The 20,916-nt window shown below is 70.7% G+C and carries 14 protein-coding genes; 7 read left to right on the top strand and 7 right to left on the bottom strand.

Annotation, left to right across the window (positions count from 1 at the left end):
• Positions 1-56: 56 nt before the first annotated feature.
• From AB0N06_RS16670 to AB0N06_RS16660, 3 genes are all read right to left on the bottom strand, one after another.
• Positions 57-1,589, bottom strand: a complete 1,533-nt coding sequence (locus tag AB0N06_RS16670; protein ID WP_366135400.1) for a DUF5719 family protein — start codon at positions 1,587-1,589, stop codon at positions 57-59.
• Positions 1,586-5,434, bottom strand: coding sequence for a glycosyltransferase (locus AB0N06_RS16665; RefSeq protein ID WP_366135399.1), 3,849 nt, complete (start codon positions 5,432-5,434; stop codon positions 1,586-1,588). Before AB0N06_RS16665 ends, AB0N06_RS16670 begins: the two co-directional genes overlap by 4 nt.
• A gap of 349 nt (positions 5,435-5,783) precedes the next feature.
• Positions 5,784-6,047, bottom strand: coding sequence for a WhiB family transcriptional regulator (locus tag AB0N06_RS16660; protein WP_030927001.1), 264 nt, complete (start codon positions 6,045-6,047; stop codon positions 5,784-5,786).
• Between the two features lie 734 nt (positions 6,048-6,781).
• On the opposite strand from AB0N06_RS16660, the gene AB0N06_RS16655 reads away from it, so the two are divergent.
• From AB0N06_RS16655 to AB0N06_RS16645, 3 genes are all read left to right on the top strand, one after another.
• On the top strand, positions 6,782-7,321 hold the full coding sequence (locus AB0N06_RS16655) for a cysteine dioxygenase family protein (RefSeq protein ID WP_366135398.1): 540 nt from the start codon (positions 6,782-6,784) through the stop codon (positions 7,319-7,321).
• Between the two features lie 117 nt (positions 7,322-7,438).
• Positions 7,439-8,395 carry a 2-phospho-L-lactate transferase gene (gene cofD / locus AB0N06_RS16650; protein ID WP_366135397.1) on the top strand — a complete coding sequence of 319 codons (957 nt, stop codon included), beginning with the start codon at positions 7,439-7,441 and terminating at the stop codon, positions 8,393-8,395.
• A complete protein-coding gene (locus AB0N06_RS16645) occupies positions 8,392-9,714 on the top strand; it encodes a coenzyme F420-0:L-glutamate ligase (RefSeq protein ID WP_366135396.1) in 1,323 nt (440 codons plus the stop codon). Before cofD ends, AB0N06_RS16645 begins: the two co-directional genes overlap by 4 nt.
• 210 nt (positions 9,715-9,924) lie before the next feature.
• On the opposite strand, the gene AB0N06_RS16640 is transcribed toward AB0N06_RS16645, so the two are convergent.
• The 3 genes from AB0N06_RS16640 to AB0N06_RS16630 form a co-directional block, all read right to left on the bottom strand.
• Positions 9,925-10,923, bottom strand: coding sequence for a DNA-3-methyladenine glycosylase 2 family protein (locus tag AB0N06_RS16640; protein WP_366135395.1), 999 nt, complete (start codon positions 10,921-10,923; stop codon positions 9,925-9,927).
• A gap of 58 nt (positions 10,924-10,981) precedes the next feature.
• The gene (locus AB0N06_RS16635; protein WP_366135393.1) at positions 10,982-12,073 is read right to left on the bottom strand and encodes an NDP-sugar synthase; all 1,092 of its coding nucleotides are present in this window, start codon (positions 12,071-12,073) and stop codon (positions 10,982-10,984) included.
• Between the two features lie 103 nt (positions 12,074-12,176).
• Positions 12,177-13,523, bottom strand: a complete 1,347-nt coding sequence (locus tag AB0N06_RS16630; protein WP_366135392.1) for a peptidoglycan recognition protein — start codon at positions 13,521-13,523, stop codon at positions 12,177-12,179.
• A gap of 138 nt (positions 13,524-13,661) precedes the next feature.
• Between AB0N06_RS16630 and AB0N06_RS16625 the strand changes: the two genes are divergently transcribed.
• From AB0N06_RS16625 to AB0N06_RS16610, 4 genes are all read left to right on the top strand, one after another.
• Positions 13,662-14,426, top strand: coding sequence for a TIGR03089 family protein (locus AB0N06_RS16625; RefSeq protein WP_366135391.1), 765 nt, complete (start codon positions 13,662-13,664; stop codon positions 14,424-14,426).
• 165 nt (positions 14,427-14,591) lie between these two features.
• The gene (locus AB0N06_RS16620; protein ID WP_366135390.1) at positions 14,592-15,860 is read left to right on the top strand and encodes an LCP family protein; all 1,269 of its coding nucleotides are present in this window, start codon (positions 14,592-14,594) and stop codon (positions 15,858-15,860) included.
• 223 nt (positions 15,861-16,083) lie between these two features.
• Positions 16,084-17,862, top strand: coding sequence for an LCP family protein (locus AB0N06_RS16615; RefSeq protein WP_366135389.1), 1,779 nt, complete (start codon positions 16,084-16,086; stop codon positions 17,860-17,862).
• Positions 17,863-17,911: 49 nt separating this feature from the next.
• A complete protein-coding gene (locus AB0N06_RS16610; protein ID WP_366135388.1) occupies positions 17,912-19,582 on the top strand; it encodes an LCP family protein in 1,671 nt (556 codons plus the stop codon).
• Positions 19,583-19,651: 69 nt separating this feature from the next.
• Here the strand turns inward: AB0N06_RS16610 and AB0N06_RS16605 are convergent, their stop codons facing one another.
• The gene (locus tag AB0N06_RS16605) at positions 19,652-20,665 is read right to left on the bottom strand and encodes a glycosyltransferase family 2 protein (RefSeq protein WP_366135387.1); all 1,014 of its coding nucleotides are present in this window, start codon (positions 20,663-20,665) and stop codon (positions 19,652-19,654) included.
• Positions 20,666-20,916 lie beyond the last annotated feature (251 nt).

Raw genomic sequence — 20,916 nt, 5'->3', positions numbered from 1 at the left:
CGAGAGGCCCTGGGTGTCAGGGGCGGGCCGGCCTCGGCCCGCCCCTGACCCGTTGCTCAGTAGTCCAGGACCGAGAGGTCCTGGACGGCGTCGGGTACCTCGACCGTTCCGCCGTCGTCCGGCAGCGTCTGCACCGTGAACATCGGGATCCCGCTCTCCGGAAGGGACAGGGTGCGCGCGGCATGGACCGGACCGCCCGACACCGTCTCGATCGTCAGCGCGTAGCCGCCCTTGAGCCCGGCCGGTACCGGCGGGGTGACGGCGATCGTCGTACCGGCCTTGACCGTGTACGTCTGGACGGTCTGTTCGCCGCCCTCGCTGCCCGCTGAGGCCGTGACCTTCACCTTCCCGGTGGCGCCCGGAGCGGTGAGGGAAAGGGTCGAGCCCTTCGCCCGGTTGTCGGCCACGGTGGCCTGTGCGCCCACCGGCCCGGTCGCCGGGATGTACGCGACCTCCCGCTTGTCGCCGGTGCCGCGGACCACGCGCAGCGCCGCCACCACCGGCGTGGCCCGTCCGCTCTCCGCCGGGGTCAGCAGCAGGGAGCCCGCTTCACCCTTGGTGACGTCCTTCAGGTCGACGCCTGCGGTCATGTTCGACTTGATGTGGAGGTCCTCGTGTCCGGCCGGTGAGATCGCACCGTTCTTGCCCAGCAGCTTCACCGTCAGATCGGCGTCCTCCTCGCCGGGGGCGAAGGCCACCAGCCGGACGTCCGTGGCGTCCGCCGGGATGCCGGGGAGGACGAGGGTGCCGGTCGGGTCGACGGAGGCGGCGAGCCAGTCGCTGCCGGTCTCGTTGTCCGCCGCCCTGACGACGGCGCCGACCCGGCCGGTGCGCGTGGTGACGTGGACGGTCACGTCGTCGGCCACCTCGCTGGTCAGGGTGGAGATCAGGACCGGAACGCTGGACCTGGCCGGGACCGTGATGCCCTCCCCCACATCGGACTTGAGCGAGCCGTCCGGCCCGTACAACTCGATGTCGGCCACCGCGGCCGTGTCGTCCGGGTTGGTGAGGTGGACGTAGTCCTCGTGGGACTTCGCGGTGCTGGCAGCTGGGAACCAGAAGTTCGTGTCGGGGCCGGTGCAGCTGACCCCGAGCAGGCCGCGGGTGGCGCCCGCGCTGACCGTGGTGGTCTGCTGCGCGGTCCAGCCGGGCGCCAGCTCGCCGGTGGCGGTGCCGACCAGGGCCGGGGCGTCGGAGCCGGACGCCTCGGCGGTGGCCGGTCTGCCCGGCTTCTTGAGGGAGACGACCGACTTGCCGGAGACCGCCTTCTCGCTCTTGTCCTTCTTCCCCTCCGTCTCGGCGGTGGTGTCGTCGCCCGCGCCCGCCGTGGCGGAGACGGACGGCATCAGTTCGGCGGTGCCTGCCGCTCCGCCGCTGCCAGCCGCCGGGGTGAAGGACGTGTACGTCGTCTCCGCGAGGTCCGAGAGGCCGGGCGTCGGGCAGAGCAGACTGGACCGCTCCACCGGCAGCCGTGCGGCGGCTTTCGCCTCGCCTGCAACCACGTCGCCCGGCGCGGTGAGCGCGGCGAACCCGGTGACGGCGGCGAGGGCTACGGTGCCCGCGATGAGGGACAGGCTGGTGGACTTCACTCGGACTCGCCTCGCGATGCGTTACCGGTCGGCCACGGGTTCCGGGCCGGGGCGGGGTTCTCGTCGGGGTTCTGCGGGTCGTACGGGGGCTGTGCGGTGTAGGAGGCTTGTGGGTCGTACGGGGGCTGCGGGGCGTACTGGTTGTACTGGCCCTGGTCGTACGCGCCCTGGCCCTGGTCGTACTGGCCCTGTTCCTGGTTGTACTGGCCCTGTTCCTGGTTGTACTGACCTTGGTTCTGGTCGTACTGCTGCTGGTAGCCGTACGGGTCGTACACCGGGGTGGTGCCCTGCTGGTAGGGATCGGCGGCGGCCTGCTGCTGCTCGCCCTGGTATTGGGTGTAATCGGCGCCCTGGTACTGCTGGGTGTCCCACTCGCCGTACTGCTGTTGCTGCGGTACGGGGGCGTAGTGGCCGTCGTCGTCGGGCTGGGCGTACGGGTCCTGCGCCGCGGACTGCTCGCCGTACGGGTCCGGCGCTTCGGACGGCTCGGCGTACGGGTCGGCCGACTGCTGCGCGGGGATGTTCTGCCCAGCCTCGTCCGGCGTCGGCTCGGCGTCCTCGGATGCCGCCTCAGCCTCAGCCTCAGCGGCGGCACGCAGCCTGCGCGCCCGGCGCCCCTCGCCGGCGACCGGCTCGGCCGGCACCGTCAGGTCCGCCTCGGGCAGGTCGTCGTCGATCTCCCGTCGGCGGCCCGGCAGGGCCAGGACCAGCAGGACCACGCCGAGCGCGCCCTGGGTCCAGATCCACGCGGTGTGGGTGATCGGCGTCTCGTATGTGAGGTCCAGCGTGCCGCCCTCGGCGGGCAGCTCGAAGCCCTGCGCCCAGCCGTCCACGGTCTTGGCGGTCAGGGCCCGGCCGTTCAGCGTGGCCTTCCAGCCGGGATCCGCGACGTCGGCGATCCGCAGGACGCGGCCGGAGCCGCCCGCGGGAATCTTGGAGTGCGCCTCGACCGGCCCCGAGCCGACGGGCAACTGCTCGCTGCCGGCACCGGACGGGACGATCATGATGCGGGCGACCTGACGGTCCACTCGCCACAGCGCGCTGCCGTCGAGCTGGCTCAGCCGGCTCAGACCCGGGGTCGCGTCGAGCACCCGGCTCATCTCGCGCGGCGCGCCGTCCCGTACGAGTACGTAACGGATCGCGAAGCCGCTGAGCTGACCGCCCTGGTCGGCACCCGAGCCCGCGACCAGGTTGGCGACCACCTTGTCCAGGTGGCTGTTGGAGCCGCCCGACTCGGTCAGTTCCGCGTCGCCGAGCCGCGCGCCGGAGCCGCGGACCAGGGTGTACGCGACGGAGGCGGGCGAGCTGCCGCCGAGGACCAGGGTGCGGGGCTGGTCGCGGGTGCTGCTCTCCTCTGCGACGAACGCGGGGACCTGCACCGGGTCACGGCGCTCCAGCGGGCCCGCGGCGCCGCCGATCATCCAGCCGACGGCGGCCAGCACCGGGGCCAGCACCGCCGCGAGGGCGATCAGGGCGGCGACCGGCTGGCGCCAGCCGAAGCTGAGCTCGGCGACCCGTACCCGGGCACCGTCCGCGCCGACGAGCGCGGCGGTGATCAGCGCGATGCCGTAGACGAGGGTGGCGGGCCCGGCCCAGCCGGAGCCGTTGGCGAGCCCGGCGAAGACCAGGGCGACGAGGGCGACGGCCCAGGCGGCGCGGATCGCGAACTGCCGCTCCCCGCGCAGCAGCGCGGCCAGCGCCGCGAGCACGATGCCGAGCAGCAGCACGCCGCCCGCGGCCTTGGGGCCGCCAGGACTGATCCCGAGCAGGTCGAGTGCGGAGGCCGTACCCGTACCGAAGTCCAGCCCCGCCTCGTTCAGGAACGACGAGGGGCTGCTGAGCAGCGACAGCGACCACGGCGCGAGGACCAGCAGCGGGGTGCCGATCGTGGCGAGGAAGCGGAGCCCGTAGGCGGTGATGTCGTGGCGGCGCAGTACGAGGACGCCGATGCCGAGGACGACAGCGAGCGGCCAGACGATGGGCGTGAAGGCCATCGCGAGGGTGAGGAGCAGGGTGTACGCCCAGGTGGCGCGCCAGCTGCCGCGGGTGTCCCCGTGGCCGCGCATCCCCCACGCGGAGACGGCGGCGCGGGTGATCAGCGGAAGCAGGATCGCCAGTACGGCGGTGCCGAGGCGGCCGGTCGCGAGGGCGCCGGTCGCGGCGGGCAGGAAGGCGTACGCGACGCTCGCCCAGGCCCGCAGCAGTCGTGATTCGAGCAGCGGGCGGGAGGCGAAGTACGCGGTGAGTCCGGCGAGCGGGACCGAACAGACGAGCAGCAGCGTGAGCGCGAAGCCGGTCGAGCCGAGGAACAGCGCGGACAGGGCGGAGATCACGGCGAGGTAGGGCGGTGCGGTCTGGGTGCCGCCGGTGCCGACCGGGTGCCAGCCGTCCGCGTACCGCCCCCACAGGTCGGAGACGTCCGCGGGTGCGGGCAGCAGCGCGCCGCCCGCCAGTGCGCCGCCGCCGAGGAGGCCGCGGCAGGCGACGAGGGAGACGAGGAGCAGGACGGCGAAGAGGACCGGGCCGGGCTTACGGCCGATCCGCTTCAACCGGGCGAACTGCTCGATCTCCAGGAAGTCGGCGTCGTCACCGCCCGGTCCGGACTCGACGGCGCCGTGCCGTGAGCCGCCGGAATCGGCGTCGGATCCGCTGCCGAAGTTTCCGGCGACCTGCTCGACGGTGGCGCGGACGGTCGCACCGGGCGGCGGGAAGAGCCCCCGCAGCTCGGTCATGTCCACGACGCCCTTGCCGCGCCTGCGGCGGGCCGCGAGGATCCTGCCGGGGCGCAGCAGGGTGCCGAACAGTCCGGCGACCTCGTCGAGTGCCTGACCGGGCACCTTGCCGACCAGGTAGGCGAGGGTGCGGAGCAGGGTGCCGAGCACGAGCCGGAGCAGCACCCAGGGCAGCTGTTTGCCACGGGCGTTGACGAGCATCGTGTAGACGGCGCCGGCCTTGTCGACACGGTGCGGGGAGGCGACGGAGCGTCCGGCGCAGTCGATGGGGCGGCGTTCCCGGGCGGATGCTTCGGCATGCCGCAGGACGGCGTCGGGGGCGACGAGGACGCGGTGTCCGGCGGCATGCGCGCGCCAGCAGAGATCGACGTCGTCACGCATCAGCGGGAGCCTGGCGTCGAACCCGCCCAGTTCCTCCCAGATGTCACGGCGGATCAGCATGCCGGCGGAGGAGACGGAAAGCACGGTACGGACCTGGTCGTGCTGGCCCTGGTCCTGCTCGCGACGGTCGAGTCCGGTCCAGCGGCGTCCGCTGTTGGCGATGGAGACGCCGACTTCGAGGAGCTGCTTGCGGTCGTACCAGCCGCGGAGTTTGGGGCCGACGATCGCTGCGTGGTGGTCGGTCTCGACGACGCGCAGCAGCTCGGCGAGCGCGTCGGGCTCGGGTGCGCAGTCGTCGTGGAGCAGCCAGAGCCACTGCACCGGTTCGCCGTGCGGCAGTTCGGGCAGGTCGTACGCGTCGTCGCGCCAGCTCCTGGTGACCGGGTCCCAGGAACTGGGACGCTTCAGGTACGGCAGGTCGTCGGGGGTGAGTTCATCGGCCGTGCGGACCGCCTCGTCGACGGCCGTACCGAAGCTCGTACGGCGTGCGAGGTGCAGGACGCGCTCGGCGCCGAGCGCCTCGGTGACCAGCCGCGCGGAGTCGTCGGCGGAGCCGGTGTCGGCGGCGACGACCTGCTGTACGGGACGTTCCTGCCCGAGCAGCCCGGCCAGCACGGTGGGCAGCCAGCGTGCGCCGTCGTGGGCGACGAGCACGGCGGTGACGACGTGCCGGGGGAACTCTGGGGCGGCGGCGGCCGCGTACGGCGCCGTCGATTGGCTGTGCACGGACATCGAGGTACGGGCCCTCCGGCCGGGTCCGGGGGGCGTCCCCCCGGGGGCTGCATCGGTGTACACGCGCGCTCCGTCGGGGCGTTGGCGCGTCTCGGACGGGGCCCCACACTAACGGTACGGATGACCGGGGTGGCGCCGAGCGGTTGAACGGGGGCGCTCGGAGGGCGACGGGCGGAACGGCCGCGCCGGCAGTGGTATGGGGGTGTGCGGACACGTCGATGGCCCGCCGCCTGCGGGCAGGGTGCAGGCGGCGGGCCATCGGGGCCGAGGTCCGGAGCGTGGTCGGTGGCGCTCGGGCGGCCGGAAGTTCCAGTGAATCCGTCGGTCTGTTGCTTCGCGGGCCTCGCGGTCAGACCGCGGCCTTCTTCAGGCGTCGCCGCTCCCGTTCGGAAAGGCCGCCCCAGATACCGAACCGCTCGTCATTGGAAAGGGCGTACTCGAGGCATTCGGACCGGACTTCACAGGCGAGGCAGACCTTCTTGGCCTCGCGGGTCGATCCGCCCTTCTCGGGGAAGAAGGACTCGGGATCGGTCTGGGCGCACAGTGCGCGCTCCTGCCAGCCGAGTTCCTCGTCCGCGTCCTCGACCAGCAGTTGCTGGAACAGCTCGGTCATGTGCGCCCCTCGTCTGTCTCTTGCGTCCCCGCGATGCAGCCGTTATCGATTCGGCCGAACGACACGAGTGAAATTACAAGTGTGTGGATCCGAGCCAGTCAAGCGGAGATCTGCTATTGGGCCCGGTATTCACTCTGCGGAACCAAGCCTATGCGGAAAGTGTGCAAATCACCAAAAACCTGACATATGCCATGGGCTTCGCCACGCCCCCATCCGTCACAGAGTCAGACTCCCGGCAGGGCGGCCATGTTTCGATTCGATCACCGAAGCGATCAAGATCACAGTCGGATCACGAGGCCGCTACGACGTTTGAGGGCGCCGTTGTTGCGCCACATCTCCGGCACGGCGGGTGCGCAAACCTTTCTCCGGCCGGAGTAACCGGATGAGGTGAAACATTACCGCCAAATCGGGCATCAGGTTGACAACGGGAGCTTTGCTCGGTTCCCTGGCTGTCATGCCAGCGACCTCAGTGATGCGTGTGACCCACCTCCGTGGGTTCCGCACCGCTGTCCAGGCTCGCTGTTGCTGTTCCAGCTGTCTCAGCTGTTGAGGCCTTCGCGCTCCAGCCAGTCGCAGCTCTTCTCCGGACCTCGGCCTTCTCCGGACACCCCGTCGAACGGCTTCCCGCCCGGCGGCCGCCCGGCCCCTCCCCGGTCCCCGGTCCTCGCGACACCCCTGGATCTCTGCATCTGCACTCTTGCCCTGCACTCACTTGCCGAGGAACCACCGCACCCATGAACAGCGACAGCGACCTCCAGATCGCCGGCGACATCCTTGAGGTCCAGCACCTCCTCCGCCCTGCCCGCCAGCACCCGTCCACGGTGGCCGAGTTCGTCGGGCTCGCCCGCAGCATCGCCGCCGACCGCTCGCAGTGGGCGCCGCTCGTCCAGTACGACGCGACCACGCGCTGGTACCACCGGCTCCGCACCGTTCCCCAAGCTCTCGGCTCCGCTCGAACACGGGAGACCCCACTCGGTTACGAGGTGTGGCTGCTCAGCTGGGTCCCCGGTCAGGGCAGCGGACTGCACCACCACGGGCCGTCGTCCGGCGTACTGACCGTCCTGGAAGGCGAATTGACCGAGCGTACGGAGCGCGGCATGCGGTCGCTGGACCCCGGCGCGCAGCGCGTGTTCGCGCCCGGATACGTCCACGAAGTGGTCAATGACTCCCTCGAACCGGCCGTCAGCCTGCACATCTACTACCCGGGGCTCACCGAGATGCCCATGCACGCGGCGCGGTGCGCCTCGGCAACCGCCGACGCCGTACACGTCTGACAGTCCCACCCGTCACCCACCACCACCCCCACAACGATCAGGCTGCGCCTGACAGTCCCACCCGTCACCCACCACCACCCCCACAACGATCAGGCTGCGCCTGACAGACTGGTCTGTATGCGCATTGTGGTTCTGGCCGGTGGTATCGGTGGTGCTCGTTTTCTGCGTGGCCTCAAGCAGGCCGCGCCCGACGCGGACATCACGGTGATCGGCAATACCGGTGACGACATCCATCTGTTCGGACTCAAGGTCTGCCCCGATCTCGACACCGTGATGTACACCCTCGGCGGTGGCATCAACGAGGAGCAGGGCTGGGGCCGTACCGACGAGAGCTTCCACGTCAAGGAGGAACTCGCGGCGTACGGGGTGGGACCCGAATGGTTCGGGCTCGGCGACCGTGACTTCGCGACCCACATCGTCCGTACGCAGATGCTGGGCGCCGGCTATCCGTTGAGCGCCGTCACCGAGGCGCTCTGCGCACGCTGGAAGCCCGGGGTCCGGCTGCTGCCGATGTCCGACGACCGGATCGAGACGCATGTCGCCGTCGACATCGACGGCGAGCGGAAGGCGATCCACTTCCAGGAGTACTGGGTGAAGCTGCGCGCCTCGGTCCAGGCGCAGGCGATCGTGCCGGTCGGTGCCGAGCAGGCGAAGCCGGCGCCCGGCGTCCTGGAGGCCGTCGCCGACGCCGACGTCATCCTCTTCCCGCCGTCCAACCCCGTCGTCTCGGTCGGCACCATCCTCGCCGTGCCCGGGATCCGGGAGGCGATCGCCGAGGCCGGGGTGCCGGTCGTCGGCCTCTCCCCCATCGTCGGGGACGCGCCGGTACGCGGCATGGCGGACAAGGTGCTCGCCGCGGTCGGCGTCGAGTCCACAGCAGCCGCCGTCGCCCGGCACTACGGCTCCGGACTGCTCGACGGCTGGCTCGTCGACACGGTGGACGCCGGCACGGTCGACGAGGTGGAGTCCGCGGGTATCCGCTGCCGCGCCGTGCCGTTGATGATGACGGACGTGAACGCGACCGCCGAGATGGCGCGGCAGGCACTGGCGCTGGCCGAGGAGGTACGGGCGTGAGCGGCGCGGCCGCCGGTGACACGCCCTCGTACCGGGTGTGGGCGCTGCCCGGGATGCCCGAGGTACGGGCCGGTGACAATCTCGCGAAGCTGATCGCCGCCACCGAGCCGGGGCTGGCTGACGGTGACGTCCTGCTCGTCACCTCGAAGATCGTCTCCAAGGCGGAGGGCCGGATCGCCGAAGCCACCGACCGGGAGGCGGCGATCGACGCCGAGACCGTACGGGTGGTGGCGCGCCGCGGCACGCTGCGGATCGTCGAGAACCGGCAGGGACTGGTCATGGCCGCGGCCGGGGTCGACGCCTCGAACACCCCCGCCGGGACGGTGCTCCTGCTCCCCGAGGACCCGGACGCCTCCGCGCGGACGATCCGGGACGGGCTGCGGGACGCCCTCGGCGTCGAGGTCGGGGTCCTGATCACGGACACCTTCGGGCGGCCGTGGCGCAACGGTCTGACCGATGTCGCCATCGGGGCGGCCGGGGTCCGGGTGCTGGACGATCTGCGAGGTGGGACGGATGCGCACGGCAATCCGCTGAGCGCCACCGTGGTCGCCACCGCGGACGAGCTCGCCTCGGCCGGTGATCTGGTCAAGGGCAAGGCGGAGGGGCTGCCGGTCGCGATCGTGCGGGGACTCTCGCATGTGGTGGACCCGGCGGACCCCGAGGCCGGGGCCCGCGCGATGGTGCGGGTGGCCGCCGAGGACATGTTCCGGCTCGGGACGTCCGAGGCGGTGCGGGAAGCGGTGACGCTGCGGCGTACGGTCAGGGAGTTCACGGACGAGCCGGTGGACCCGGCAGCGGTACGGCGTGCCGTGGCCGCGGCGGTGACGGCGCCGGCGCCGCATCACACGACACCGTGGCGGTTCGTACTCCTGGAGTCCGAGGAGTCGCGGACCCGGCTGCTCGACGCGATGCGGGATGCGTGGATCGCGGATCTGCGCCGCGACGGCAAGAGCGAGGAGTCGATCGCCAAGCGGGTGCGGCGGGGCGATGTGCTGCGCCGGGCGCCGTATCTGGCGGTGCCGTGCCTGGTGATGGATGGCGCCCATACGTACGGGGACGCGCGACGGGATGCTGCGGAGCGCGAGATGTTCGTGGTCGCGGCGGGCGCGGGCGTTCAGAACTTCCTGGTGGCGCTGGCCGGTGAGCAGCTCGGGTCGGCGTGGGTGTCGTCGACGATGTTCTGCCGCGATGTGGTGCGTGAGGTGCTGGATCTGCCGACGGAGTGGGATCCGTTGGGTGCGGTGGCGGTCGGGCGTCCGGCGGTTGCGCCGGTGGCCCGGGCGGAGCGGGGTGCGGAGGGGTTTGTCGCGGTGCGGTGAGGTGGGCCGGGGTGGGATTTCCCCTGCTCGCCCCTGGCCCGGGGGCCAGGGGCGGTTCCGGAGCCCGTTCGCCCTCGCTCGCCGGACGGGCTCGCATGCGACACGGCTGGTCGCGACCTGCGGGCTCGGTTCGTCCTCGATCGCCCGACGAACTCGCATGTGACGCGGCTGGTCGTGGACTGCGAGGCCGAGCCGGTGTCTGAGGGGGTCTCAGAGGCGGGCGATGTCGCCTCTTGTCATGCGCGGAGCTCTGCGCGGCGGGGTGTGGCCCGAGAGCAGGATGAGGCGTGTGGCTCGGTGGCGCTGGCCCTCGTAGGGGGTGAGGAGCGTCAGCATTTCCTCGTCGTCGGCGTTTCTGTTGCCTGCCAGGGCGTGCCCGATGATGCCGGGGAGGTGGAGGTCGCCCACGGTGACCGCGTCGGGTGCACCGTTGGCTCGTTGAAGGGTTTCCGCCGAGGTCCAGGGGCCGATGCCGGGGATCAGTTCCAGGCGGGCAGTGGCCTCGGGAAGGGGCATCGTCGCCGCTTCCTCCAGGCGGCGGGCGACTCGTACCGCACGCAGGATCGTGGCCGAGCGCTTGGCGTCGACGCCTGCACGATGCCATTCCCAGGACGGGATCAGCGACCAGGTGCGCGGGTCCGGCATGACGTGCAGGCCGTGCGTGCCGAACAGGGCCGCTGCCGGACCGGGGGCCGGAGTGCCGTACGTACGGACCAGGAGGCGCCAGGCACGGTAGGCCTCGTCGGTAGTGACCTTCTGTTCCAGGATCGACGGAATCAGCGACTCCAGCACCAGACCGGTGCGCAGCAGGCGCAGTCCGGGGCGGCGGTGCCGGGCTGCGGCGACCAGGCGGTGGCGGGGCCTGAATGCTTCCGGGTCGTCGTCCGCGCCGAGCAGGGCCGGGAGCTGGTCCAGCAGCCAGGACGCGCCGGGGCCCCAGGCCGTCGCCTCGATCCGGCCGCCCCGGTCGGTGATGTGGAGCGTGCCGGGGCCTGCCGGGGTGCGGGTGGCCCGCCAGACCGAGCCGTCCCGGTCGATGCGGAACGTGGGGTCGGCGGGGCCGCGGCGCAGCGGGCCGAGGACGAGGCGCAGGTCGAGCGGGCCCGGCGGGGTCCAGTCCCGGGTCAGTGCCTCCGGTGCCGGACCGGTCGGCACCTGGCGTGGGACGGGCGTGCGCGGGGCGCTGCGGGGAGCGAATCGTCCTGCCACGGGTGAGGTCCTCGGTCGTCGGGGATGCCTCTCGAGGGTACGCGCCGCAGCGCGCCCGTCATTCGTCCGACGAGAAACGGACCGACGCGTCCGGCAGGACCGCACCGCACCAGACACGGACGCCGTCACGCAGTTCGTTGTCGGCGCCGACGTGGGCGCCGTCGCCGATGACGGCGCCCACCAGGACCGTACGGCTGCCGATCCGGGCACCCGCTCCGACCAGGGAGTCCGTGATCACGGCGCCGGGTTCGACGACCGCTCCGGCCAGTACCGCGGAGCCGTCGATCCGGGTGCCCTCACCGATCAGGACGTCCTCGCCGATGACCGTACCGCCGGTGAGTTTGGCGTCGGCGGCGACGGATGCGGTCGGCAGGACGAGCCGATCGCCGCACCGGCCGGGGACGGCCGGGGACGGGGCGCGGCCGAGGACCAGATCGGCGGAGCCGCGTACGAATGCCTGCGGCGTGCCGAGGTCCAGCCAGTACGTGGAGTCGACCATGCCCTGGAGGTGCGCGCCGGAGACGAGCAGTCCGGGGAAGGTCTCGCGCTCCACGGAGACCGGCCGGCCGGCCGGGATCGTGTCGATGACCGAGCGGCGGAAGATGTACGCCCCCGCGTTGATCTGGTCGGTGACGATCTCCTCGGGCGTCTGCGGCTTCTCCAGGAACGCGGTCACCCTGCCCGTGGAGTCCGTCGGTACGAGTCCGAAGGCGCGGGGGTCCTCGACCCGGGTGAGGTGGAGCGAGACATCCGCGCCGGAGGTGGCGTGCGAGGTGACCAGTGCCCGGATGTCGAGGCCGGTGAGGATGTCGCCGTTGAAGATCAGCACGGGTTCGTCCGGGCCCGAGGTGAGGCGGGACGCCACGTTGCGGATGGCTCCGCCGGTGCCGAGCGGTTCGCGTTCGGTGACGTACTCGATGTGCAGGCCGAGCGACGAGCCGTCGCCGAAGTACGGCTCGAAGACCTCCGCCAGGTACGAGGTCGCGAGCACGATGTGCTCGACCCCGGCGGCCCGCGCCCGCGCCAGTTGGTGCATGAGGAACGGGACACCGGCCGCCGGAACCATGGGCTTGGGAGTGTGCACCGTGAGCGGGCGCAGTCGGGTGCCCTTGCCACCGACCAGGAGAATCGCTTCTTTTGCCTCTGTCACGGCACGTCTCTGCTTCCTGCTGGGGCCGAGCCTGGTTTTGGCTGGCCAGTTTATGCAGACCGGGCGGTTCATCACCGTCCGGCAGCCCCGCAGCAGCGGGTCGTCAGCGGCCTTGCAGACGGGCGGCGGTGGTCCGGGCCGTGCCGAGCTTCTCGTAAAGGCGTTCCCCCGGGCATTCGGTGACGAAGCCGTCCCGGTGGCCGGAGATGACCTTGAGTTTGACCTTCGTCCCCTTCTTGAACCGGTTGCCGCCGCCGGAGACGAGCGTGGTGCTGCCACTGGGGTCGGCGCCGAACAGGCCGAGCTTCCAGGCGGTGAGCTCGGCGACGGCGTTCACCACTGCGGTGGGCGGCCTTGACGTGGTGAAGGTTCCGAGCACCGCAATGCCCATGCTGTCGGCGTTGAAACCGAGAGTGTGCGCGCCCTGGACGGGCTTCGTCACGCCTCCGGCGCGTCCTTCGTAGATGGTTCCGCACTTGTCGACGGCGAAGTTGTAGCCGATGTCGCGCCAGCCGCTGCTCTCGACGTGGTAGCGGTAGATACCACGAAGAACCGAGGCCGCTTGCGCACACGTGTAGCTGTTGCCCGTGGCGGTGTGGTGGATGAAGGCGGCCTTGACGGACTTTGTGTACACGAAGGTGCTCTCGCGGAGCTTCTCGTCGGCGCCCCAGCCCTTGCGGGTGATGATGGTCGGGCGGGGGCCGATGTACGGCTTGGTGCCCGGGGCGACGCCGTCCTCGGCCTCGCTCTCCGCCTCGGTCTCCGCTTTGCTCAGCGCGGGGAGAACCAGTGCTTCGGAGGACGGGGCACGACTGTCCCCGCCGCCGGCTGCGGCTCCCGGGCCGGCTGCGGGGAGTTGCTGAGGGTCCTTGCCCGGGTCGACGAGTTCGAGCCGCAACCCGTCGGGCAGCGGAACACTGGCGCCGCTGTCCCGGTCCCGTACGTCGGTCACTTCGGGGCTCACCCGGACCTCGACGCCGTCGGAGTCGCCGACCCAGAGCGGAGCGGTGGAGCCGCGGACGGTTCCGGAGTCGCGTTCGGCGGTGCCGGGGTCGGCGCCGTGCTCGGCGTTGTGGGTCTCCAGCTCCTGCCAGTGCGACCATTGGGTGGTGCCGGTGGCGCGGGTGCGGACCTGGACGGTGCCGTTGAGTTCCACGTCGGCGTCGTCCCAGACGACACCGACCAGGGAGAAGGGGCGGACGTCGCGCCGGGGCAGGCCCTGTTCGGCGGTGGCGGCGGCATCGGTGGGGGCGCCGGTCGCCCGCGTGGACGTGGTGGGCAGCGCAGTGAGTGGCAGGGACTGGGTCGACCCGGGCACCTCGACGGGGTCGGCGGCCTCGGTCTCTGCGGTGACGGTGGTGTCGGAGGCGGCGCCCGCGGGCGCGGCGAGCGGCAGGACGAGGACTGCCGAGCAGGTGACACCAATGGCGGATGCAATGAAGGCACGCATACGAACGATCTTGGGCACACTGCGACAACTCCGGCTACTGGGATATCTCCGCGCAATTGACGAGCCGTCTGCCGAACCGGTGTATGCGACACCTGTGTCACCCGGTCGCGTCCGGCGCGGCCGCGTACCCTTGCGCGGATGAAAGCCAGCGACCGCACCCCTGCCGACCTGCTGCGTTCCGCGCTCGCCGCGGACCCGGCCCGCCCCATGGTCACTTTCTACGACGACGCCACCGGAGAACGGGTCGAACTGTCGGTGGCCACCTTCGCCAATTGGGTGGCCAAGACAGCCAATCTGCTGCAGGGCGACCTGACCGCGGAACCCGGCGACCGGCTCGCGCTCCTGCTGCCCGCGCACTGGCAGTCCGCGGTCTGGCTGCTCGCCTGTTCCTCGGTCGGCGTCGTCGCCGATGTGCAGGGCGATCCCGCCGCCGCCGACCTCGTCGTGACCGGTCCGGACACGCTGGACGCGGCGCGCGCCTGCCGCGGCGAGCGCGTCGCGCTGGCCCTGCGTCCGCTGGGCGGCCGGTTCCCGCAGCCGCCCGAGGGCTTCGCGGACTATGCCGTGGAGGTGCCGGGCCAGGGTGACCGGTTCGCGCCGTTCGCACCGGTGGACCCGGACGCGCCGGCGCTGACCGTCGGCGGTGTCGCGCTGACGTCGGCGCAACTGGTCGCGCGCGCCCGCGAGGACGGTGCGGAGCTGGGTCTGACGCCCGGGTCGCGGCTGCTGACGGGGCACACCTACGACACCTGGGAAGGGCTCAGCGCCGGGTTGTACGCGCCGCTGGCCACCGGTGGCTCGGTGGTTCTGTGCCGGCACGTGGACCGGCTGGACGAGGACGGGCTCGCCAAGCGCATCGAGAGTGAGCGGGTGACCAACACCGCGGTACGACCGGCACCCTGAGGGCACTCGTACGGCCCACAGCGGGCCGAGCCCCCGAGCCTGCGCCTCAACTCCGGTACATGATCAGCGGTACAGGCCCTGGGCACAACCAAGCGTGGGGTTCAGCCGTCTACTCCTGCGACCGGCGGCCTAGCGCGCTGCCGAACGTGAAGGATGGACGCAGACGTGACCGAAAGTGCCGGCACGCCACCGGACCCCGACCACTCGGCCGCGGACAAGGACGAGGACACGTCGAGGGGCGAGTCGCAGGACACGTCGCAGGACGGGCCGGACGGGGAAGCCTCCCGCGTGCGGTGGCGGGACGGGGCCGCCCCCGCCCGGCGCAGGCACCACTGGCTGCGCTGGGCCGCGCTCGCCGCCTCGTTCCTCGTCCTGGTGGCCGCCGGCGTCGGCTGGTGGCTGTACCGGAAGCTCGACAGCAACATCAGGACGGACACGGCGGCGGCCGCCGAACTGCGCGCGTACGAGAAGGAGCGCCCGCCGTCCGTCGTGCACGAGGCGCAGAACATCCTGCTCATCGGCTCCGACAGCCGCGCTGGTGACAACGGCACGTACGGTCGCTCCTACGGCGGCAGCCAGCGCTCGGACACCACGATCCTGCTGCACCTCCCCGCGAACCGGAAGAGCGTCACCGCGATGTCCCTCCCGCGCGATCTGATGGCGGAGATCCCCAGCTGCCGCACATCGGACGGAAAGCGGACCACCAAGCAATTCGCCCAGTTCAACTGGGCCTTCGAGTTCGGCGGCACTGCCTGCACGATCCGTACGGTCGAGCTGATGACCGGAATCCGCATGGACCACTACATGGTCATCGACTTCAACGGCTTCAAGGACATGGTCGACGCGGTGGACGGTGTCGAGGTCTGTCTCAAGGAGCCGATCGACGACCCCGACGCGCACGTGAAGCTGCGCGCGGGACGCCAGAAGCTCGACGGCGAGGAGGCACTGGGTTACGTACGGGCCCGCAAGTCCCTCGGCGACGGGAGCGACACCGACCGGATGGACCGCCAGCAACGTTTCCTCGGCGCGCTGGTGAACAAGGTGCAGAGCAATGGCGTCCTTCTCAACCCGACCCGCCTCTATCCCGTGCTGGACGCGGCCACCAAGTCGCTGACCACGGACCCCGGCCTGGGCAGCCTCAAGGACCTGTACGCGCTGGTGCGCGGCGTGCGCGACGTACCGACGGACAGGGTGCAGTTCCTGACCGTGCCACGACAGCCGTACGCCGCCGACCCGAACCGGGACGAACTCGTCCAGCCCGACGCGGCCAAACTCTTCGGGCAACTGCGCCAGGACGCCCCTGTCACGGTGGTCCCGGCGGACGAGCTGACACGCAGAAAGAACGGGACCGGGCACGCCTCGGAGTCCCCGAACCCGACGCCCACACCCACCTATTCGGGCAACAACGCGGCCGCGGATCTGTGTAAGCAGTAAAGCAATGGCCAAGGAGTTGTCGACGATCGGCGTGCAATGAGCAGAATGACCGGTTGTAAGGTCCGTGGAATTTGTCACGCCCGTCGCTCGACGCCGAACTTGGCGGATAGTGTGACGCGATCCGGTGCTTCCGGCCGTCAGGCCGCGCACTGCTGGAGCGAAAGATCGAGCGCCTTGTCGGGGGAGGCGCCTCGCGTGGCACCGACGGAGGACTCAAACAACCGTGGATGCGCAAAGCCGTGGGCGGGCGGACGAAATCGACCCCGCAGACCAGTGGGTCCTCAACCCGCAGACCGGCGATTACGAATTGCGACTGAATCAATCCGGAGGGGATTCGAGCCGCAGGCCGACCGCACCGGGGCAACGTGGTTCCAGGCGTGCAGGTGCGGTTCGTGAGGGCGGTGGCGAACGCGGAAATGGTCCGCGTGACGGCGGCGGCCGGGGCGACGGGCCACGCCGCGAGGTGCCGGCACAGCGTGGCCGTCGTACGGCCAATGGTCCGCGCGGGCCGGAAGGTTCGGGTCCGGACACCGCGGGCCGGCGCAAGCGCAAGCAGCCCAAGTCCCGCCGCAAGAAGGCGCTCATCTGGACGGGCGGCGTGATGGCCTTCGTACTGGTCGGCCTGTCCGTAGGCGGCTACGCGCTGTACCAGCACTTCAACGGCAACCTGAGCAGCGTCGACGTCGGCGACGCCGGCAACAAGGACGTCGTCACCGCCAACGCCCCGGTCAACATCCTGATCATCGGCACCGACAAGCGGACCGGTAAGGGCAATGAGGGGTACGGCGACAAGGGCAGCACCGGCCACGCCGACACCAACATCCTCTTCCACGTCTCCAAGGACCGGACCAACGCGACGGCGCTGAGCATCCCCCGCGACCTGATCACCGACATCCCGGACTGCGAAACCACGCTGCCGGACGGCACGAAGAAGATCATTCCGGGGACGCAGAACATCCGGTTCAACGTCAGCCTCGGCCAGGACGGGCGCGACCCGGGCTGCACCATGCGTACCGTCGAGGAGATCACCAAGCTGAAGGTCGACCACTTCATGATGGTCGACTTCAACGCGGTGAAGGAGCTGTCCACGGCGGTCGGCGGCGTCAAGGTCTGTCTGGCCCACCCGGTCAAGGACCCCAAGTCGCACCTCGACCTGCCCGAAGGTGAGAGCAAGATCCAGGGCGAGGACGCGCTCGCGTTCGTCCGCACCCGGCACAGCTTCGGTAACCAGAGCGACCTCGACCGGATCAAGGTGCAGCAGCAGTTCATCGGCTCGATGATCCGGCAGATGAAGTCGGACGACACCCTGACCAGCCCGACCAAGCTGTACAAGCTCGCGAACGCGGCGACCAAGGCGCTCACCGTGGACAAACCCATCGGCTCGGGGAAAAAGCTGGTGTCGCTGGCCACGGAGCTCAGCAAGGTCGACACCAAGAACATCACCTTCGTAACGGTCCCGGTGATAGACAACCCGGCCGAGAAGGTCCACGCCACGGTGGTGCTCAACACCGCCAAGTCCGACCCTCTGTTCGCGATGATGCGCGAGGACACCTCGCTGACCGAGGTGAAGAAGCAGAAGAACGCCGCCAGGAGCAAGCAGGACGCGCTCCTCAAGGGCACCAAGGCCGCAGCCGCCGACGTTCGCGTCGATGTCCTCAACGGCGGCGACCGGGCGGGTGCCGCGCAGGAGACGGTCACGTGGCTGCAGAACAACCAGGGTGTGCTCAAGTCCACCAACAAGGCCAACGCCCCGGCGAAGATCTCCAAGACGACGCTCGAGTACGCCCCCAACCAGGCGGACCAGGCCCGCGCACTCGCCGCCATGATGGGGCTGCCCGGCTCGGCCCTGAAGAAGGGCACCACCGACGCGGAGGGACTCCAGGCGATGGTCTTGACCCTGGGCGCGGACTTCAAGGGCGCAGGTGTACCCATCACCGGACCGGCAAAGGCGCCGGCAGACATACCGCTAGCAAACGCCGCCAAGGCAGAGTGCGCGAAGTGACACCGGGTCACTGCGCCATTCCAAGAGTCTGAGCAGCAGGGGGGTCCAGGTGGGACGGAGCAGCACACCCGGGGAGGGGACGCGACCACGCGTCCGGCACGCCGGTCAACTCGGCCGGGACGACGGGCTCTACGAGGATCCCCCGGAGAAGGGCCCGGACTCCGGCGCGGACGGCCGTCGGCGCGTCCCGGCGGACGGCGGCCATCGGAAGGGCGGGGCGAAGCGGCACGGCAAGAAGGGCAAGCGCCGCGTACTGCGCTGGGTCGCCTCGGTTCTCTCGCTCGTCATAATCGGCGGCGCCGTCGCCGGATACCTCTATATCGAGCACCTCAACGGGAACCTCAAGAAGGCGGACCTGACGCTCGGCGACAAGAAGATGGCCGACCACAAGGCCAATGCCGCCGGTCAGACCCCGCTGAACATCCTGCTCATCGGTTCGGACGCGCGGGACTCCAAGGAGAACCAGAAGCTCGGCGGGGCCAAGGACACCTTCGGGGGGCCGCCCCTGGCCGACGTACAGATGCTGCTCCATCTCTCCGCCGACCGCAGCAACATGGCGGTGGTCAGCATGCCGCGCGACACACTGCTGAAGATCCCGAAGTGCACCGATCCGAAGACGGGGCACGTCTACCCGGCGACCACGGGCGTGGCGATGACCAACCAGACGCTCAGCCGCGGCGGTCCCGGCTGCACGGTGGCGGCCTGGTACGAGCTCACCGGCATCACCATCGACCACTTCATGATGATCGACTTCTCCGGTGTGGTCTCGATGGCCGATGCGATCGGCGGCGTCCCGGTCTGCGTCAGGGGCAACGTCTACTCCCACACGAGGGACGGCAAGGGCTCCGGGCTGAAGTTGGAGGAAGGCACCACAAAGGTCAAGGGCAAACAGGCCCTCCAGTGGCTGCGGACTCGCTACGGCTTCGAGGACGGCACCGATCTCGGCCGTACGCACGCCCAGCACATGTACATGAACTCGATGGTCCGCGAGCTGCGCAAGGGCACCAAGCTCACCGACCCGGGCAAGCTGATGGGCCTCGCTGAGGCGGCGACCAACGCGCTGACGGTCGACAAGGGCCTCGACTCGGTCAAGAAGCTGTACGACCTCGCGGGCGAGCTCAAGAAGGCCCCCACCAAGCGCATCACGATGACGACGATGCCGAACGTCTACGGCACGGGTGTGAACAACGGCCGCGTGCTCCCCATGCCCGTCGAGGCGGACCAGCTGTTCCAGATGGTCCGCGACGACATCCCGCTCGACGGCAAGGCGTCCAAGCGCACGGCGTCGGCCGCCAAGAAGCCCACGGCACCAGTCGCCGAGATCCCGGTCAGCATCCGCAACGGAACCCGCACCGACACCGAGTACCCGGTCAAGGGCCGTGCCTCGGCGGTCAAGGGACTGCTCGCCGGGAAGGGCTTCACCCAGGCCGCGATCGACACGCAGAACACCGACGCGGCGGCACGGACCGGGGTGCTCTTCCCCAGCGTGGACATGGAGGGCAATGCCCAGGCCGTGGCCAAGGCGCTCGGTATTCCGCTGACGGCGGTGAAGAAGTCGACCGCGGTCTCCGGCATCACGCTGACCGTGGGGGCCGACTGGCGCGAGGACGGGGACTATTCCGCGCCGAGCGCCGAGGAGAAGACTCCGGAGAGTGCCCGCGCCCTCAACGGCGACGACGAAACGGCCTGCATGGCCATCCAGCCGGGATTCGGCTGGTAGCCCGGGACCGGGCACAACGCACGGCGGGGGCCCTCCGGAGCACCGGAGGGCCCCACACCGCGTCGGCGGTTATGCGGTGACAGCCGGGCGCCGGCCGGCAATGACCTTCTTCGCCAGCGCGCGCGGGCTGGTCAGGAAGCCGTAGCCCCAGGACATGTGCATGGTGGCCAGCGCCACCGGGATCTGGGCCCGCGCCTTCAGCGACAGGCCCTTGCCCGCCGGGAGGGACCCGGCGACGATGGCGGCGACATAGCCGGCCGGGACGATGAACGCCCACGGGGTGACGGCCGCACCGACCACGAGGCCCGCCGCGATCGCGCAGACGGCGGTCGGCGGGGCGAGGTAGCGCAGGTTGATCGAGCCGGAGTGGTAGCGGGCGACGACATGGCGCCAGCGGCCGTAGTCCTTGTACTGCTTGGCCAGCGCCTTCACCGAGGGCCGCGGCCGGTACTGCACCTTCAGCTCCGGCGAGAACCAGATCAGTCCGCCCGCCTCGCGGATCCGGAAGTTCAGCTCCCAGTCCTGGGCGCGGATGAACTCCACGTTGTACCCGTCCGCCTTCTCCAGGGCCTCGCGGCGGAACACGCCGAGGTAGACGGTCTCGGCCGGGCCCGCCTGGCCGCCGGTGTGGAAGGCCGCGTTGCCGACGCCGATCTTCGATGTCATGGCCGCGGCGACGGCGTCCTCCCAGGCGTTCTCGCCCTCGGCGTGCATGATGCCGCCGACGTTCTGCGCGCCGGTCTCCTCCAGAAGGCGGACCGCGGTCGCGATGTAGTTCGGCGAGAGCATGCCGTGGCCGTCGACCCGCACCACGATGGGGTGCGAGGAAGCCTTGATCGCGGCGTTGAGCGCTGCTGGGGTGCGGCCGGTCGGGTTCGGCACGGTGTGGACCCGGGAGTCCTCCCGTACCAGCTCGGCGGCGATCTCGTCCGTACGGTCCATGGACGGGCCGAGCGCGATCACGACCTCCATCTCGCCGGCGTACTCCTGCTCCAGGATGTGCCGGACGGAGTTCCTGAGATGGCGTTCCTCATTGAGCACCGGCATGATCACAGAGACGGCGGGGTACTGCGCGGCAGACATGTGGTCCTCGGGGGGTCCTCGGGGGCGCCGGGGGTTCTCACCCCAGGAGGCGGCGTTTCGGCCGCCACGTTACCGCGAATGGGGGACCCTGGCGCGCGCCGCAAGGTCGCTTCCCGGTATGGAGATCGTACGGGCCTACTGTGCGAACGATCCCCCTTGCACCGCGGAGGTCCCCCTGTGCCCACACCGCACCGCTCCCCCCGTCCGCCGCGCCCCCGCGCCGCTCCCCCGCAGCTCAGGTCGAGAAAGCA

This window comes from Streptomyces sp. NPDC051020, assembly GCF_040683105.1.
Classification (GTDB): domain Bacteria; phylum Actinomycetota; class Actinomycetes; order Streptomycetales; family Streptomycetaceae; genus Streptomyces.
Note: the sequence above shows the minus strand (reverse complement) of the source record. Positions and strands in the feature narration are given on the sequence as shown.

What these genes read in the sequence shown, in the direction of transcription:
- AB0N06_RS16655 (WP_366135398.1), top strand. Translation starts at nt 6,782, where the DNA reads ATGAACAGCGACAGCGACCTCCAGATCGCCGGCGACATCCTTGAGGTC.
- AB0N06_RS16630 (WP_366135392.1), bottom strand. Translation starts at nt 13,523, where the DNA reads ATGCGTGCCTTCATTGCATCCGCCATTGGTGTCACCTGCTCGGCAGTC.
- AB0N06_RS16660 (WP_030927001.1), bottom strand. Translation starts at nt 6,047, where the DNA reads ATGACCGAGCTGTTCCAGCAACTGCTGGTCGAGGACGCGGACGAGGAA.
- AB0N06_RS16625 (WP_366135391.1), top strand. Translation starts at nt 13,662, where the DNA reads ATGAAAGCCAGCGACCGCACCCCTGCCGACCTGCTGCGTTCCGCGCTC.
- cofD (WP_366135397.1), top strand. Translation starts at nt 7,439, where the DNA reads ATGCGCATTGTGGTTCTGGCCGGTGGTATCGGTGGTGCTCGTTTTCTG.
- AB0N06_RS16605 (WP_366135387.1), bottom strand. Translation starts at nt 20,665, where the DNA reads ATGTCTGCCGCGCAGTACCCCGCCGTCTCTGTGATCATGCCGGTGCTC.
- AB0N06_RS16665 (WP_366135399.1), bottom strand. Translation starts at nt 5,434, where the DNA reads ATGTCCGTGCACAGCCAATCGACGGCGCCGTACGCGGCCGCCGCCGCC.